This window comes from Ruminococcus flavefaciens ND2009 (genome assembly GCF_000621785.1).
GTDB lineage: Bacteria > Bacillota > Clostridia > Oscillospirales > Ruminococcaceae > Ruminococcus > Ruminococcus flavefaciens_C.
Genome location: NZ_JHXI01000007.1, coordinates 339,165 through 356,822, shown reverse-complemented (window position 1 = coordinate 356,822; position 17,658 = coordinate 339,165). Strand labels below are relative to the sequence as shown.

General features: G+C 42.6%; 17 protein-coding genes. 11 read left to right on the top strand and 6 right to left on the bottom strand.

The annotated features are described in order from the left end of the window. Positions 1–54: 54 nt before the first annotated feature. The gene (locus tag T488_RS18500) at positions 55–1,812 is read right to left on the bottom strand and encodes a BspA family leucine-rich repeat surface protein (RefSeq protein ID WP_028519303.1); all 1,758 of its coding nucleotides are present in this window, start codon (positions 1,810–1,812) and stop codon (positions 55–57) included. A gap of 540 nt (positions 1,813–2,352) precedes the next feature. Here T488_RS18500 and T488_RS0101710 point away from each other — a divergent pair. Together T488_RS0101710 and T488_RS0101705 are read left to right on the top strand one after the other, a co-directional pair. Beyond that, a complete protein-coding gene (locus tag T488_RS0101710; protein ID WP_028519302.1) occupies positions 2,353–2,679 on the top strand; it encodes a hypothetical protein in 327 nt (108 codons plus the stop codon). Positions 2,680–2,686: 7 nt separating this feature from the next. After that, positions 2,687–3,469 carry a PepSY domain-containing protein gene (locus T488_RS0101705; RefSeq protein ID WP_155267141.1) on the top strand — a complete coding sequence of 261 codons (783 nt, stop codon included), beginning with the start codon at positions 2,687–2,689 and terminating at the stop codon, positions 3,467–3,469. 147 nt (positions 3,470–3,616) lie between these two features. Here the strand turns inward: T488_RS0101705 and T488_RS0101700 are convergent, their stop codons facing one another. From T488_RS0101700 to T488_RS19500, 5 genes are all read right to left on the bottom strand, one after another. Continuing rightward, positions 3,617–4,819 carry an SGNH/GDSL hydrolase family protein gene (locus tag T488_RS0101700; protein ID WP_155267140.1) on the bottom strand — a complete coding sequence of 401 codons (1,203 nt, stop codon included), beginning with the start codon at positions 4,817–4,819 and terminating at the stop codon, positions 3,617–3,619. Positions 4,820–4,824: 5 nt separating this feature from the next. Beyond that, the gene (locus tag T488_RS16695; RefSeq protein ID WP_051536125.1) at positions 4,825–7,335 is read right to left on the bottom strand and encodes a glycoside hydrolase family 3 protein; all 2,511 of its coding nucleotides are present in this window, start codon (positions 7,333–7,335) and stop codon (positions 4,825–4,827) included. A gap of 405 nt (positions 7,336–7,740) precedes the next feature. After that, entirely contained in the window at positions 7,741–8,232 is a 492-nt protein-coding gene (locus T488_RS0101690) for a hypothetical protein (protein WP_028519299.1), read from the bottom strand. A gap of 198 nt (positions 8,233–8,430) precedes the next feature. Beyond that, the gene (locus tag T488_RS0101685) at positions 8,431–8,991 is read right to left on the bottom strand and encodes a relaxase/mobilization nuclease domain-containing protein (protein ID WP_082320399.1); all 561 of its coding nucleotides are present in this window, start codon (positions 8,989–8,991) and stop codon (positions 8,431–8,433) included. Continuing rightward, the gene (locus T488_RS19500; RefSeq protein WP_028519297.1) at positions 8,928–9,239 is read right to left on the bottom strand and encodes a hypothetical protein; all 312 of its coding nucleotides are present in this window, start codon (positions 9,237–9,239) and stop codon (positions 8,928–8,930) included. The genes T488_RS0101685 and T488_RS19500 overlap by 64 nt, the downstream gene beginning before the upstream one ends. 279 nt (positions 9,240–9,518) lie before the next feature. On the opposite strand from T488_RS19500, the gene T488_RS0101675 reads away from it, so the two are divergent. From T488_RS0101675 to T488_RS16690, 9 genes are all read left to right on the top strand, one after another. Then, the gene (locus T488_RS0101675; RefSeq protein ID WP_028519296.1) at positions 9,519–10,085 is read left to right on the top strand and encodes a haloacid dehalogenase-like hydrolase; all 567 of its coding nucleotides are present in this window, start codon (positions 9,519–9,521) and stop codon (positions 10,083–10,085) included. 131 nt (positions 10,086–10,216) lie between these two features. Continuing rightward, positions 10,217–10,501 carry a DUF960 domain-containing protein gene (locus T488_RS0101670; protein WP_028519295.1) on the top strand — a complete coding sequence of 95 codons (285 nt, stop codon included), beginning with the start codon at positions 10,217–10,219 and terminating at the stop codon, positions 10,499–10,501. A gap of 64 nt (positions 10,502–10,565) precedes the next feature. Beyond that, the gene (locus T488_RS0101665; protein ID WP_028519294.1) at positions 10,566–10,814 is read left to right on the top strand and encodes a hypothetical protein; all 249 of its coding nucleotides are present in this window, start codon (positions 10,566–10,568) and stop codon (positions 10,812–10,814) included. A 57-nt stretch (positions 10,815–10,871) separates the two neighbouring features. Continuing rightward, positions 10,872–11,972, top strand: a complete 1,101-nt coding sequence (locus tag T488_RS0101660) for an amidoligase family protein (RefSeq protein ID WP_028519293.1) — start codon at positions 10,872–10,874, stop codon at positions 11,970–11,972. Further along, positions 11,969–12,160 (top strand): hypothetical protein, encoded by a 192-nt coding sequence (locus T488_RS0101655; RefSeq protein WP_155267139.1) that lies wholly within the window; start codon positions 11,969–11,971, stop codon positions 12,158–12,160. The genes T488_RS0101660 and T488_RS0101655 overlap by 4 nt, the downstream gene beginning before the upstream one ends. A gap of 75 nt (positions 12,161–12,235) precedes the next feature. After that, on the top strand, positions 12,236–13,165 hold the full coding sequence (locus tag T488_RS0101650) for a class II glutamine amidotransferase (RefSeq protein WP_347496272.1): 930 nt from the start codon (positions 12,236–12,238) through the stop codon (positions 13,163–13,165). Positions 13,166–13,656: 491 nt separating this feature from the next. Beyond that, positions 13,657–14,589 (top strand): hypothetical protein, encoded by a 933-nt coding sequence (locus tag T488_RS0101645; protein ID WP_196243250.1) that lies wholly within the window; start codon positions 13,657–13,659, stop codon positions 14,587–14,589. Between the two features lie 268 nt (positions 14,590–14,857). Then, positions 14,858–16,429, top strand: a complete 1,572-nt coding sequence (locus T488_RS0101635) for a recombinase family protein (protein WP_028519289.1) — start codon at positions 14,858–14,860, stop codon at positions 16,427–16,429. 123 nt (positions 16,430–16,552) lie between these two features. Next, positions 16,553–17,632 (top strand): hypothetical protein, encoded by a 1,080-nt coding sequence (locus tag T488_RS16690; RefSeq protein ID WP_051536118.1) that lies wholly within the window; start codon positions 16,553–16,555, stop codon positions 17,630–17,632. Positions 17,633–17,658: the final 26 nt, after the last annotated feature.

Below are 17,658 nucleotides of genomic sequence, written 5' to 3'. Positions count from 1 at the left end.
GATTATCTCTACATCAGGAGAAGTATATTTTTCTTTCATATTTTTTTCCTTTCTTTATTTTGTAACATAAGGCTCAGCGGCTTTTGCATAAATGTAGGTTGCCTTTGCCATATCTGTAAGGAGTGGATTTTTCTCGTTTTTCGGATTGTTCAGTACTCGGTTGACATAAGACAAAGCACTGCAGCTGTAATCTTTTCCGTCGATAGTGATCTTGTGGGAAGTGCTGAGTTGATGAGCACCGATATTAGGTATCTCATAGTACTTTTTGCCGTCCTTGTACTTTGCGGTTGCTTTCTTGTCATCAATAAGAACATTTTCGCTCTCTGTGTAGATTCTTAAAGCTGTTTCGGAATTGAGCAGAAGTGAAATCTTTACATCAGAGCCAAGATCTGTAACATAATTGTTTACATTGGCTGCTTCCACATTTTCGATACCGGTAATGGTATTATCAGCACCGTTGAAGTAATTTTCAGCAGCTTTGCAGTAATTATCCAAAGCATCTACAAGTACATGAAGCTTTTCCTCATTTTGATATGAACTACTCTGCTTCAGATTGTTAATATAGCTCTGTACGGAGCATTCAAGCTGAGAATGACTGCAAAGTCCATTGCTTTCATTACACATTATAAGGCGATTTCCGTCTTTATCATAAGCTCTGACAGTTATTTTCTCATTTGCCTGTGTTGCATTAACAGGATATGTTAATTTCATCTTTCCGTATATTAAATCAAATTTGTCAAAATCAGTGATCTCAATATCACCGTTGGGACCGCTCATTACGATCTTTGCAAGATTTTGTCCGAGCTGACGTAAATCACCACTATAATATTTGGAATAATATTCAGGCTGACTTGCATAGAAGTTTATTTCAAGGTTTCCGTTAAGTGTCATATTTGCTTCAGAACAATAAACCATGTTCGGATAAAGAGCTGTGCAGTCAAGGAACATACACGATGTATTAGTCCAATACTCCTGTGCGTTTGACGTATCAAAGTTGCTTACATCAAGCGTTTCAAGACTGGTACAGTGTGAAAACATAGACTGCATATGTTCAGCATTTGATGTGTCAAAATTACTTACATCAAGGGACTTAAGGCTGGAGCAGTATATAAACATATTTGACATATCTTTAACCTTTGATGTATCAAAGCTGCTTAAATCAAGTGAGCGTAATTCGTTGCATTCTTCAAACATACAGCTCATATTTTCAACATTTGATGTATCCCAGCCTCTCAGATCAAGGGATTCTAATTTCTTGCAATCAAAGAATACACCTGTCATATCTTCAACTTTTGATGTGTCCCAGCCACTCAGTTCAAGAGATTCCAGAGCTGGACTGTTATAGAACATATAGTTCATTTTTGTAGCATTAGAAGCTTTAAGATTGATGATCTTTGCATCACCCGAATTGAGTAGATAAAACATATTAGACATATCATCAACTTTTGACAAATCAGCATTTGTAAAGTCAAATTCCTTAGCATAGAAGCCTTCAAACATAGCCCCGCAGTTCACAGGGAAAACAGTTCCCTTTGCACAGGACACTTTCTTTACCTTTTCGTTGTTGCAATACTGACGTACATCCTGTTTGTTGACTTTTCCGTTAAGCAGAAGAACGCCTGTCTTTTCGCTGAAACTTGCAGAATCATAATTGTCGAGATGATCATAATCATCAATATCAATTGCAGTGCTTGTTTCTGCCTGGGCAACGATAGGGCTTACAGATAAATAAGCATTGTCTGCGGCTGCTCCACAAATAAGAGCAAATGCCATTATAGCAGTTACCGCTTTTTTTGTTAGTTGTTTTTTCATACAACCTCTCCTTATTGAAATAAAATCTAAAGAATGTATATACAATACACACTTACCAAGTGTAACATACGCTTTTTATTATGTCAAGGCAAATATTGCGTTAAATCCAAAGCGTTTGCATCTCTTTTTTACATGGTGGCTGGGATTGATTGGCGGTTACTTTAAAAAAGGCGGGATAACCCGCCTTTTTTATATTATTTTACCTCAGATACAGTAACCGCCAACCAAACCCGGCCCTTCCGTCAAACTTAAAAAGGTGCTAAAATATAATCACAGTACAAATATCCGAAGGGAGCTGTGAGTATGATGGCTACAAAAGAAGAAAAGCAAACGGCACGGAAATTCCGTGCCATATTTTATATATGCCGTGAATAGTTAGCGGTTACCATTTTTATGCGTTTTTTGATATTATTCATTGTTGTTCTGCACTAAAACGTATCACTTCATATATTAAAAATGCCGAAAATATATCCTGCCATCAACAATCCTGACTTTACATGACACATATTGATCAGAAAAACATTTGAAAGGGTGATCCTTATGAAAAAAGCACTGATCAGATCTCTGATAACAGCTCTTGTTATTAATACAACCGGAGCAATAATAAATCTTGTCTCATATTTTATCAATGGTAAATTCTTAATTACACAGGTTTTAAACGGCGGAGAATGTACTCAATCCTGCGGATTCGGCCTGATTCTTACAAAGATAATCCCCGAGGATCCGGTGCATAATCCGGATGCGTACAGTACAACGATTTCACTTCATCCTTCAAGTTTCATATTTACAATAGGTGTATGCTTCATTCCTGCGTTCGTAATATTCTCTATTGTATATCTTATCGGCAGGAAAAATGATAAGAGGTAAGAATACTATGAAAAATACGGTAAATAAAACAATTACGATACTTATATCCGCTGCGTTTTTCGCAGGATTCACATCATGCGGAGTCGGCACGGGCAGCAGCATGGAAACAAACACACCCGGACAGACTCTTGAAGAGACAAATGCAGAAAGCAAGGATAATGAAGAAGAGATCACAGTTAAGATTACGGAAGATACCACGGCAGCGATCTACGCCGCAAATGTTGATAATGATGCCGTAGAAGCCTTTCAGGAGGCAAAACTCATCAAGGTCGGCGAGCATACTTATTATACGGATTATCTTTTCAGATCCGATAGAGATAAGATGTTTAAGGATTATATTCTGTCTGTTCTCGAGGAATGTGACAAGGATCTTCATGATAACATCTTTGTTTATGTCATCATGGAAGCAGAGACAAAGGATGAATTCAGATTTTCTGCCAAGATCATTATGAACGACGTAATCCTCGAAGAAGGAGAGATGATGAACTGGTACACGCCAGAAACAGGCTATGTCTGGGATTATGATTACTCTCAGTTCAGAAGATGTGACTTCACCATGAGTGATATAGTTCCGCCAGAGGAAGCCTGTACTACCGTTTATGAAGATGCGAAAGCGAATTCTCAAAAGCTCTATAATGGTGACAATATATCCGGCACATATCTTCTTAAGGCAGACGGTCAGGGAAACCTTTACTACGAATTCACAGTTAACAAATACAGTTCAGTTACGATCGACGCAAAGACAGGTTCGATAATCAAAGCACACTACTGGAACGGTATTTACACATAATCAACGAGAAGGGGAGTACAGATTATCTGTACTCCCTTTCTATTTCACACCTGATAATTTAAAAAGGTAACCGCCAATCCCCCCCGTCCATTTTATATAACAAAAACAGACTCCGCTTAAATTGCAGAGTCTGTTTTTAATTTGTTTTTACTCTCCGAGGGTATTCCGTATCTTTTCTGCAAGAACATCGGCAATATACTGCTGTGTTTTCTTTGACGGATGACCGTCCGCGCCCATGCCGTCACGCATGGACTGAGTCTGCGAGAAATAGGCTGTTATTTTCTCGTCGCCGAACTCCGAGACCGCACGTTCGATAAGCTCATAAATATCATCGCCGCCCATAGTACCCATAGTGCAGATTATAGGAGCATTCGGACGCTTTTCACGGACAGTCTGTAAAAATGCCTTATAGCCTTCCACAAATTCATCGCCGTTTGTCTTTGGGTCTGCGGCAACATAATTCATATCGTTAGTACCAAGATTTATGACCACAACGTCACAGTCCTCGGAGAATTCCCAGTCTGACCCGTAGTCCTTATAAATACTTGACTTGCCGTAGCAGTCAGGCAGAAGTTCTTTGTCGTTTTTGGTTCCGTCGCCCGAGTAGCCAGACACAATGCCGTAGCCGCTGTAGCAGCAGGTGATGTAGTCCGCACCGAGTGACTTCGCCGCAAGATAGGCATAGGACTTTGAGAAATTCTCCGTAGCAGTGGTGAATGGGTCACTGGGCGACTTACTCTCAACGCCGTATCCGCAGGTAATGGAATCTCCGATAAACTCTATCGTCAGCGGTGCTTTTTCGGCAGGCACAACAGGCTGAGCCGAGCTGCTCTCCACCTCAACGGAGCGTATACCAATGCCGCCATACATGGCTTCCGAGAGAAGCATGACCTTTACTGCCGCTGTTTTATCTGTATCTTTCCAGAGGCTGACCGTTACGTCCTTATCTGCCATGATCTCATCGCATATCATTTTATCGTCCACATAGACAGCATAGCGTGGGTCAAAATTATTTATACCGCTGCTGCCTGCAAGGTTAAGGGAGGCATTTCTGCCGCTTACGGTGAACTCCGCAGCCGAGCCGCTCTGCACCAGCCAAAGAACATCGTCCTTCATTACAGTTCTGCTTTGCAGTTTTGCATTGTCTGCGGTTATGGGGATTCTATGTACCATAACTTCTCCCTGCGTTGAAGTCTCCGCCTGTTCCGTTTCATCGGTTACCGTTACATCGGTGGTCAGGGCTTCGGAAGGCCCTGAGCTTTTATTACCATTTGAGCAGCCAGTAAAAGCACCCACAGCGGCTATGCATAATGCACAGCCGACTGCGATAATTGATATATGTTTCTTCATGATGTTCACTTTATCTCCTCAAACAGCGATTCAAAGTATTCAGGCGTTTTTTTCGGCTCGTTTGCAGTGTAGTGCAGGAACAGCATGAGGTCATCATCGATTTTTCTCATACAAAATGCTTCATAACTGTTCTCATCGCCGTCATAATATGCAATGTCTCTCAGGTATTCATGACCGCCGATAGTGACTTTTTTTCTTTCCTTATAGTCAACTTGGAATCCCTGCTTCTTAGAGAGAGCAGCGATGTATTCCCTGTAATAGTCAAGTGCATCTTCTTCAGTTATTTCACCATTATCAGGCTTTAAAGCGTCTAAAAGCATATGGGTATTGTAAAAAAAGATATGAATGCCTTCTTTGGGATTTCCGAAACATGCGTCAGTTATTGTTGCTTTCTCGACAGCTATTTCTGTTTCATCGGTAAGACTTGCTATGTATTCTTCCTTTTCGTCAGGGTCTGTTGGGAAATAATTATGATTATCGGGGACATTCAGCTTGATACCTGCATACTCATTGACGTAAACGCCGTCCTTGAACAGACCTGCTGTATAGTTTGTCCCTTCTATGGCAGGATCGGGTTCTACAACCGTAGGCGGATCGAGTATAGTCTCGGGTTCGTCAACAGGTTTGAAGCCGTCGCCGTAGTTGAGACCGTAGCCTCTTTCGAGCCAGCAATTGTCTGTGCGTATCTGGTCTAATGAGCTGTACCAAGGGGACGGGAGTTTGCCTGTAAAGTCTGCACAGCCGCAGAGTACATCGGATATGCCCTTGCCCTCAGATCCCGGGAGATAGCACATAACCACGCTGTCCCAGTCATCGTATACTCTCTTGTTGATGAGAACATTTCTGCCTGCCACGATACAGGTAACAATGGGTTTGCCGAGAGCTTTTGCCTCTGCACGGGCTTCTTTATTGCCATTAAGACCAAGCGTGCCGAAAAGGCTCATATCCTCGGTATCGCCGTTCCACTCGGCGTAGTTCTGCTCGCCAAGGCAAAGCAGTACCACATCGGCTTTGTCTGCCTGTTCCGAATCTGTGATGACTTCAATGCCGTAGTCCTCGGCATAACGCTCAAAGGCTTCCTGTATGGTGGTAACTCCGGGGACGTCCTTTGAGGTAGAGCCGTTCCAGTCCATAGTCCAGCCTCCGCACTGTGCCTGACAGCTGTTTGCCGCAGGTCCTGTGATATAGACCTTTGTGCCCTTTTTTAGCGGAAGCACGTTATTTTCGTTTTTGAGAAGCACAAGGCTCTCTTCAACAAGCTTTTCGGCTACCTTTCGGTATTCAAGAGAACCTGTGACTGTCTTTTCGGTAGTCATAGTTTCCAGCAGCGGATCATCGAATATGCCTGCTTCCTTCTTGACCTTGATTATACGTGTAACAGCGTCATTCACACGCTCCTCGGTTATCTCTCCGCTGCCTACAGCATCAACGATTATCTGCTTTGCTTCGTCATATCTGTCGGTCTCCATGAGCATATCTATACCTGCATTAATGCTCGTTATTACCTGATCTTTATACGAATCTCCTGATATATGCTGTATAGAGCCCCAGTCGCTGACGATGAAGCCCTCAAAGCCCATTTCGTCTTTCAGCTTCATGATATACTCTTTATTTTCGTGCATTTTCACGCCGTTCAGCGATGAATGGCTTATCATTATGGTCTGCACACCTGCGTCAATCTGCGCCTGATATACCTTGAGAAGCTCCTCTATCTCTGCGTCGGTGAGCTGTGCGTCACCGCGGTCGATACGTTTGAGGGGAGCCCCCTCCTCGCCTGTGCCGTACAGCACGTTGCCGTCAGCAAAGAAATGCTTTGCGCAGGCAACAAGTCCACCGTCAATAAGTCCCTTCGTGTAGGCTGTACTGAGCTTGGTAATAGTTTCGAGGTCAGAGCCGTAGGACTCATATGTGCGTCCCCAGCGAGGATCAACGGACTGTGCCACGCATGGCGAGAAGTTCCACAGCATATGACATAGCTTTGCTTCGTCAGCTGTAATAAGACCTACCTGATAGGCAAGCTCCTCATCGTTTGCAGCGCCCTGTCCGATGTTGTGAGGGAAGTATACTGCGTCACGGCAGTAGTTCACGCCGTGAACATCGTCCTGTCCGTAGATGTAGGGAATACCTGCCTCAGAGTCGATAGCTGCCTGCTGAAAGCCGTCAACGGTCTCAGCCCATGCATCCGAGTCTATACAGCCGACAGTGGAAAGGATACTGCCGTAGTCGTTGGCTTTCATATCCTCCTCTGTGATGTTATAGACCGCAGGCTGTACCATTTGTGCCGCTTTCTGCTCCAAAGTAAGTGCTGCCACTATCTCCTCGGGAGTCATGGTTGCGTATGTCTCATACTTAGGGCCGTCAAACTCTAACTCTGTACTTGTTGTGGGCTCGGCAGCTGATGTAGATGCATTTGTTGTTTCAGTTTCGGATTTTTCTGAGGTTTTGTTCTTTTCCGCACATGACATAGTTGATACCAGCAATGTAAGCGGAAGCAGTAGTGCAAGTGCTTTTTTCATAACTACTCTCCTTTATGTAAAATGTGTTACAATCATTCCCTCTTTAAATACAGTGAATAATGTAAAATTATTATATCACATTTTTTCATAAAAAGCAAATAATACTAACTTAAGGCAGCCCAACGAAATAACTCTGGCTGCCTTTTTTCTTCATAAAACTTGTTTACCGTATCTCGCTGTACAATTGTCTGCAAAAAACAGGCAGCGAATTGCTCCGCCCATTCTCTGTGGTCCAGTTCACTCTACACTTCTTTTGCTGTTAGCATATTCGTAGCTCCTTTCAGATATTTCCCTCTGGAACTATTTTAGCATTTTTCTTTTTTCATCGTAAGGGCTGGTTTTTATTGGCGCTTACGCCTTTTTTATAAAAACTGACTGATGTCAGCTGTTTAAAGCCTTCATCAGTCAGCTAATGTATCTAAAGCCATAGTCTTCTCGAAGCTCTTTGAGCCTGCTTTTGGGCGTTGAAATATCAAAACGAGAATCATATTCTACAAGCATTAGGTAATCAAGCACGGTTAATATGCAAGAACTAATGCCACCATCATCACCACACTTGATCAGGCACTTATTGATCACAGTCACACCATCATCCCGCTCGTGACAGAGATAAAAATCCGTTGATTCAAAATTAATCCAGCGTGTGAGCAGGAAATAGCGGCTCATATCGGAAGAGTTTTCAAAGCTATCAACAATACGGAGCCAAGCCTTATTTACGCTCATGATCATCAAAATCACGTACAATGTCGGAATATCGCCAGATTTGTGGTCAAATCTGATTGTTTGATTTGTACTATTTATTGATATAGTACCAATACTTTTGCTGTCATCAAAATGGAAGTCATCAGTGAAAGTTTCAAATCGACTAACAATTGTTTCGTGCCTCTTCTTTTCCATAAGCCCTCCTTTTTTACATAAATAACAGCTTTGCCATATAAATAATATATTTATCAAAGAATAAAATAATCGAAAAACTGACCTGATAAAAAGGAAGCAGAACAGCTCCCCGGCACAAAGGCCGGGATAAGTACAGATATACTCAGAGCTGTTCAGTAAGAGAAAATGATAACAAGTAATTATGTCAGAAGCCTATAATTATTTCGGAACAAATATGCGTTTAAAGATCTTTTTTTTCTTATTTGTTTGATCTGTATCTTTGTTAGCGTCTTTGTTTTCCTTGGGCCTGGGAAGCTCAAATTCACAAAGGTTGTGTGTTACATTTGCAACATTTTGAGCTATCTTAAACAGATCCTCATATCTGCCATAGTAGAGCTCTCCGGTGATATAATTCGTAGTAGACACAACTACATGAGCGTGGAAAAGAGCTGTGCCATGATCTTCCTTGTGAATCGAAATAACCGCTTGATGATCAGCCAGAAGATCTTCAAAAATCATCTTAGCATAGATCAGCGCGGTCATAGGATCAAGCACCGTCTTTTTTTCAAAGGAAACCACAAAGTGAAAAATAGCATTTTTACCGTGGTTGCCAAAAAAGTCGGATACAACAGTCATTTGTTGGTATATAGATTGGGGATAATCTGTCTGTACACCATAACATTCCCAATTGACCTTACGGTCATTGAGAGCATAATCTATCGCATTATGTCTGTACTTTTCTGCTGCTGATGCATGTCGCCATATCTTAAATATTTCCACAGTTCATTCACCTCCCTCTGTAATCCTTGAATTGATCTTGAACCCTTTAACACGCAAGCAAGCGCATGATTAACGATATTCTGGATTTTAACCATAACGTCTGGTGTTAATGGCTTATGGTAGTTTCTCAGTCTGTAAATTACTACCTTGGAAAAGTCTTTACCTGTCTCCTCAGCTTCTCTCTCGATATCAGCAACGATATCTTCAGGGAATCTGATGGTTCGTAAATAGGATTTTAATTTACTCATAATTATCACTCCATTACTTGTATTAAAAATGCATACATCCAATATACGCGCGTACGTGTATATAATAAATATAATTATTATTTAATATAATTATATATAATAATAAAAATAATAATTATTATATATTTCTAAATATAATGCAGGTAAAATAGGGATAGATGTATTACATTTTTTAATATACAGTAGAATAATATTCACAAAAAACATATACCGAATATCTTTACACTCCTTCTTAGAGTATGATATAATGGATTCAATAGATTCTGGAGGAATAATACTTTGAAAGTTTTTGATTTCGATAATACTCTATATCACGGAGAGAGTGCAGTTGATCTTGCCTTATACATGATAAAGAATAACAAGAAGGTCATTTTACACCTGCCTAAGATCTTCATCAACCTGATAAAGTACAAGCTTTGTCTTGTTAATAAAAGAAAAATGGTTGATGCAATTAATGATTTCCTGCAGAACGTACTTAGCGGCAAGGATGAGCTTATGGATTCTATTGAAGGTTTCTGGGACAAGAACCGCTTCAAGTTGGACAGGAAAATGCTGAATAGGATACAAAATGACGACATAATTATAACTGCAGGACCGGATTTTCTTATAAATGGCATACGAAATCTTATAAACACAGATCACATAATAAGCAGCAGGATCGATACCAATAAAATGAAAGTTAAGTATCTCAACTTCGGTTCTAACAAAGTAAATGGATATATGTCGTTGTATGGTGACAAGCGTATAGACTGCTTCTACACGGATTCATATAATGACAAGGCACTTATGGACATTTCCGACAAAGTGTTCATAGTGAAAAAAGGCAGACTCACCAGAATTAAATAGTGAGTCTGTTCAAAAGAATATATAGATAAAGGCGGCTTATAGCCGCCTATTATTGTGCCCCTTCAAATATATATTATTTCTTAGGATACTTTACTGATGTATCAAATCCTAAGAAAGGAGGAGTCACAAAGATGTTTGATAACAGTCGATACCTCACCTGTGGCGTCGATAGCTCTATACCTATCGAATTGCAGCTATTCCTTTGGGAGTGCGTAGAGCATATGCCTGCTCCGAAGGACTACTTACAGGTGTTCGAGCTAAGCCCATCGGGTTCTATGCAGTCAATTATTCATAGCTCAGAAGAGCCTGAATATCGAAAGGTGTATATGATACCATCAGCTGCACCAATTACCCAAAAGCTTTACGTCATCGATGACGGAGACTACTCAACCATGCTGCTCGCAAGTGAATACTGAACATTGATGCCGCTCCTTCGGGAGCGGTTTTTCTGTTATATCTGATGTTCGGGAGGTGAGGAAAATGGATATACTTGATGAACTGGCTGAGAAGTTCGCTCTCACGCTGGATTCGCAGCTTTGCAACAACAGCGATTATCTGAAAGCAACTGCAATGCTCAATGAGCTGGTAAGGGAGTTCCCGATAAAAAAGGCAACTGAGATTGAGGATATTGCAGCTGATCTCACAGCAGCTGCTTTCAGTGCAGGGATACGCTCCGGACTGAAACTCGGAGCAAGAATAGCTATCGGTCTTATCGGCAGCGACAAATGAATATCAACAAAATAGCCGTCCTTCGGGACGGCTTCACTATTTTATGGAGGTCTAAAAATGGAAGAAAACAAACTGTACTGCGCCCACTGCGGATCACTTATTGACACAGATGATTACGAGGAAGTCGGCGGCGAGATAGTCTGCACAGACTGTTATGAGCACCACACAACTGCCTGTGACCGTTGCGGCTCGGTCATATGGACAGATGACAGTTTTGGCGATGAATATACCAACTTGTGTTCATCATGTTACCATAACCACTACGTTAGGTGCTGCTGTTGTGATGCTCTTTTGCATGAAGACGATGCTTATAATCTTGAGGGCGACAGTTATTGCTCGGAGTGCTATCACGATGAAGTGGATAAGAGCCGCAGTATACACGAATATGGGTGGAAGCCTGAACCTATCTTCTATGGTGACGATTCAAGCCGATATTTCGGCGTAGAACTTGAAATTGATGGTGCGGGTAAGGATTCAGAGAATGCTGATGAACTGTTGGCAATTGCAAACAAAGAACACGAACATATCTATGTGAAGGGCGACGGCTCACTTGATGATGGCTTGGAGATAGTCACTCATCCGATGACATTAAGTTACCATAAAGACTTTTGCTGGCAAGAGATTATGAGTAAGGCAATCAGCATGGGCTACCGCTCACATCAAACGAGTACCTGCGGTTTACACGTTCATTTGAACCGTTCTTGCCTTGGAGACACACAGGATGAACAGGAGCATGTAATCAGCCATATTCTGTATTTTGTTGAGAAAAATTGGAACGAGCTCCTGAGGTTTAGCCGTCGGAGTGAGTATTCGATGAACCGCTGGGCGGCCAGGTACGGTTATGAAAAGAACGGCCGGGACATACTTGAAAAAGCTAAGAAAGGCAATTTGGGGCGATATGCTGCGGTGAATCTTATGAATTATAGCACTATCGAGTTTAGGCTCTTCAGAGGAACGCTAAAATACAATACACTCATTGCTTCGCTTGAACTCGTTAATATAATATGCGATATTGCAATGAACATGACGGAGGACGAGATTGAGAAGCTATCATGGTCCGATTTCGTTAGCACTATAGAAGCGCCGGAGCTCATAGTTTACCTTAAGGAACGGCGTTTATACATTAACGAAAATATTGAAACTCAGGAGGAAGTATGATGAAACCAACAGAAATATTTGAGAAGATTCCAAAGCTGCCTATAGGTGAACTAAGGCACAGCGACGCACAGGTGCTACTACGACTTATCACGATTTTGGCGGCAACTCATCTCGCAAGCAAGGTAAATAAGATCATAAAGAACATCGACAAGCTTGATCACCCCCGACGATGTGCTCAAGTATATTAAATAAGAAGGGAGAGGATATATGTGTGTAGTTTGTTTGGCTATCTTGATTATCAGGGGCTTATACCACATAAAGTATTGAGAAAGCTGACGCAGGCACTTGCCAATGCCGCCGAGGAGAGAGGCATGGATGCCTCTGGGATAAGCTATGTCAGAGACGGTCAGATTGTCATATACAAGAGACCGAAGGCGGCGCATAAACTTCATTTCAATCCTCCGGAAGGAACAAGAGCTGTTATGGGGCATACCCGTATGACTACTCAGGGCAATGAGAAATTCAACTACAATAACCACCCGTTTCTCGGAGCAACAGGCGATATTTCGTGGAGTTTAGCTCACAACGGTATCCTTTATAATGACAGAGAGCTTAGGAAGGTGAAGCAGCTCCCTGCCACAAGTATAGAGACTGATTCCTACGTTGCGGTGCAGCTGATAGAGTCCCAACACAAGCTGGACTTTGAAAGCTTGAGATACATGGCGGAGCAGGTACAAGGAAGCTTCACATTCAGTTTGCTTGATGAGAATAACTCATTGTATCTCGTTAAAGGCTCTAACCCGTTATGTTTGCTCCATTTCGATTCTCTCGGACTTTTCGCCTATGCAAGCACCGAAAGCATTATGAAGAATGCGCTGAAACGCGTGGGATTACATAAGTTCGCTTATGAGCGTATTGAAGCCGATGAGGGCGATATAATCCGTATTGATAAGAACGGCAATATCACTCGCTCCCAGTTTCAACCTGCTCCAAGCTATACACACTATTCAAGGTGTAAGTGGTGGTATGGAGATTGTGAGGACTATTACAGTACTTACGAGGAGACACTGGTAGAGATGGCTCACTGCTTTGGTGTAGATGAAGATGACGTTATCCTGCTCCTCGATTTCGGCTATAGCGCAGACGAGGTGGCTGATCTTTTAATGGATACTGGTACGTTCCAGGAGGCTGTTAGAGATGTAAAGTATATGGCCGGTGAAAGCTTATATGAGGAGTACTGTGGAGCGTTCTGAAAAGTATACATTACGACACAGCCGAAAAACAGCTGAAAATCAGTTTCAAAAGGAGGTATTCTGACTTTTGAGACGTTCCAAATGTCATCACCAGCTTTTGGAACAGTACAGTAACAACTGCTCTTTATAGCTGTGGATATCTTCCTCATAACGCTAAAAATGAGAAGAGTATCAGGATTGCAGCGATAACCTCCGACGGAGTTCCGTATCCGCTGTACGTTCACGCTATCAAATACACCTTACTTACGCAGGAGAATCGTCAGCGCTTCGAGCTCATCGACAAAGATGCGTTTCTTTTCAAATATGATGAGATACCCGAAGGCTTACTTCCGCTGGTTAGGACCATCGACGGAAGGTTTGCCGGAAAGATGCTCCGCTACGCCGATGAGGAAAACAATGTCTACTTCGGCACTGGCAGGATTGGAAGTGGCAAAAGCTGGGCTATAGCACAGATAATCGTAATGCTTTTTATGCTCGGTCAAATCGTTGTTGTGTTTGATGTCAGTGGCAGTTATACGAAGGAAAAGCTACTTAAGATGCTGCCTGCCGAGGTAGTTGAAAAGCTCTTCAAGTTCATCAACATCGGTGTAGGAAAAGATCCTGTACCAGTTGATCTCGGCTCACTTAGAGGCTGCGAAAGCCTTCCGGACAAGAAGCGGGCTATCTATAGTGTTCTGCGTGCTGCTACAGGCGCTATCGACAAGAGTACCTCGCGAAAGCTGAAGGGATTTTTATCAGATTATCTTAAGGATAAGGATTTCTCCATTGACCTTAATGATCTTTGCTCTGAGTTGGAGCAGGCTGGTGCTTTCGGTGCTGAGATAGCAGATCGTATCGAGTCTGTCCTTGCTGATATCAGAGAGGTAGGATACGATGAACAGACATGGGAAGACCTGTTCTTGCAGGGACGTAAGATAATCATTATCGGCCTCGGAAACGAGGTTGGTGACAGCACACACCAGTTGCTCGATATGCTTGTTGGAAGCCTGTTCAATTGGCAGATGAATCACGACTCCGGATTTCTTTCTATCGTGATAGATGAACTCGTCGACCAGGACTTCAGCACGGGTTCACCGCTTCAAACCATCGTTAAGCAGGGACGCAAATTTCATACTGCTCTTATAGGCGCGACTCAAGACTATTATAATCAAGGAAGCTCCAGTCTTGATACAATGAAGCAAGCAAATATAAAAAGCTTTTGCCGTCCCGGCAAGTCTGAGGATCACGTTGCTCAGAAACTTGGGTATCGTGATGCAATAGACGCTGGCTTCAACAAGTTCAAAGCGGGTGACACTATACTTGAACTCGACGCATATAACAAGGAGACAGGTGAGAACGAGGCTCTTACGCTTAATGGCAGAGTCGTCAACTTCGTAGAGACGCCTCTCTATGAGAAGTTCAAGGAGCTTTATGGTTGTTATTAAAGGCAAGCGCCCTTTGGACGCTGCCTGCACATTAATTATATTAATCGGAGCAGGTCAAGTAAAATAAGCATATATTATGCTTATTCCGAATACAATTGAAAGGCAGGTGATAAAAATGAATGATAAAATACATACAAAAAGCAGTTTCAAAACGGCTGATATCGAGCGTTTAAAAAAAACTGTCACAGAGAAGATAGAGAAACTCTTAAACCGTCAGGTGAAGAGAACAAACTGAACCCAAAACTATTGAAACAAGGAGGTGAGGCCAATGCCGAAGGTAGCTATATACTGTCGTTTATCCATAGAAGACAAGGACAAGGCGGAGAACGATGCAAGTGCAAGTATACAAAACCAGAAAGCCATGCTCCGCGACTACTGTCATGAGCGCGACTGGGAGATATACGACATTTATGTTGATGATGGGTACAGCGGCATTGACCGCAGCCGTCCCGAATTCAACCGTATGCTGCGGGATTGCGAGGCTGGGCATATAGACATCGTTCTGTGTAAAGACCAGTCTCGTTTTTCGCGCGATACCGTGGTGATAGAGCAGCTTATCAATGATAAGTTTCTCGAATGGGGCATACGCTTTATCGGAGTTGCTGACAATGCCGATACAGACAGCGAAAGCTACAGCACTATGAGGCTTTTCGCCAGCGCTTACAACGAGATGTACGTTAAGGACATTTCAGCGAAGATTCGCCGTACTCTTGCCTATAAGCGTGAGCAGGGGCAGTTTATAGCCTCTTTTGCGCCATACGGTTATCAAATTGATTCCGAGGACAAGCACCACCTCGTCATCGACGAGGAGACCGCACCTGTTGTACGGAAAATATTTGATATGTATGTCAGCGGCGAGGGCTACCGCAGGATAGTTCAGAAGCTGAATGCTGACGGCATCGTAAGTCCAACTGAGTATAAGCGTCAGAAGGGTTCAAAGTACGTTAATACTAATGCTGATACAAGCAATGCACATGGGCTTTGGACGCAGTCAACTGTTGCAAGGATTTTACATAACGAGGTGTACACTGGGACGCTTGTGCAGGGGAAGTCTCACCACATCAGCTACAAAAATAAGAAGCGTAAGCAGGTGGAGCAGGCGGAATGGGTACGAATACCGAATGCTCATGAGCAGATAATCGACGCTGAAACATGGTCACGTACACAGGAACGTCTTAACAGCCATGGCAGAGTGGGGAAACGCTCACAGGAGCTTTCGCCGCTGTCAGGCAAGGTGAGATGTGCTTGCTGCGGTCGTCCCATGAAGCGTAATGTCTATTACAACAAGGCTAAGACCATAAAGTACTATGGTCTGCAATGTGCCACATATAAGACAGGTGCAATGAACTGTCCCAACAAATCAAGCATCAGCGGTCTTATACTCGAAAGGCATATCCTCAACGAGCTTAACTTGATCGTGGAGCAGTTCTGCAAGGCTGATGAGATACAGCTTGCAGACATTCACTCCGAACAGCTCAGGGAGCTTGAACGCAGGCTCAGTACACTTGAAGAACGGCATAAAGCTGCTAAGGAGCGCCTTTTGAAGATGTACAAGGACAAGCTCGACGGAGTGCTGTCAGACGAGGACTACGCAATGTTCCGCCAGAGCCTCAGCGATGAGGAGAATAATATCGCGGAGCAGATAGCAGATGTAAATAAGCAGATAACTGTCTGCCGAAAGCGTCAGGAAAATGCCAAGGGGCAGAAGGCGCTTGTTGAGCAGTATACCCATTTCGACAAACTTGACCGCAGTATCGCTGACGAGTTCATCGACTATATCGAGATAGGGGAGACCTTCGAGAACGGTGAACGAGAAATACATATACACTGGAAGCTGTAGCGGTATGTCTGGAAAGGACGTACCGCTATTATTATTGCTATACATATTATGTTTAATAATCATTTACAACAGCCGCATTTTGTGGTATAATATAAAATAATTAATGTAGAGGAGCGTGAAATAATGGGCTATAAGATAATGCACAGGGATAAAGTAATCGCCCTTGCAGATGAAAACGGCATAACGGAAATAATAGATAAAGCGCTTTGTCCTGCGTGTTTTGCAGCAGGAATGCCTCTTGAGATATGGCTCGATAACAGAATAGTTGATATTCACCGCTCCCATTCGAGAAAGCTGTTCAAGGCTCTGAGGCTGCGTACTCCTGATGATTTAGGTCAGGTAATAGATATCGGACACGGAATCTCTATTACCGATAACTGGTGGATACAGCGGTCTGATGAAACATTGGACTATCGTTCGCTGAAAAAGTATAATGAGGAGCTTGCTGATATAGCACTTTATGGTGCTTCTGCTTCAAACAGCGGAGATACTTCGGGCTACAGAGAGCTTGGTACAGTAGGCAGCTATGAAAAGGCATGGCGATATATCGATGATGCTTGGTATATGTTCAAACAGGGAAATACACAAGAACTTATCAGCGAATACTATGCTTATCTTTTCCTCAAGGCTATGGGCGTAAATGTTGCTGAGTATGAGCGAATGTCCTATACTTCTGAGGAAACAGGTATTACTTCTGATTTTATTGTATCAAAAGATTTTACTGATAATGCAAAGGTGGATTTCGAGCCCTTTTGTAATTATTTCAGCGATCATGACGAGCCTGAATATATAATTCCGAGACTTGATGAAAAGCTGATAACGCCTTATGTTATGATGATATTCTATGACGCTCTGCTCCATAATGACGACCGTCATAATCAGAACGCAGGAGTTCTGAGGAACAGCACCACAGGTGAGATTATCGGGCTTGCTCCGTATTTTGATTATAATCTCGGACTTATTGCAACAGGTGTGCCGAGGATAGATGTCGAAAAAGGAAATATCTTCACAGACAACTTCCTTGCTAATGATGTATGTAGAACGATTCTGAAAGCCAATCTTCCAAAACGTGAAAAGATAATTGAAGCAATCGGTGCCGCTTCAGCGGGAGTCAGAATACCGGGAACAATATTGCTTGTAAAGCTTGATCCTATCATGAATTATATCAGAGATACCTATGATTATCTCGCAAACCATATCTGAGAATGTGATCCATAGAGTTTTCGCTC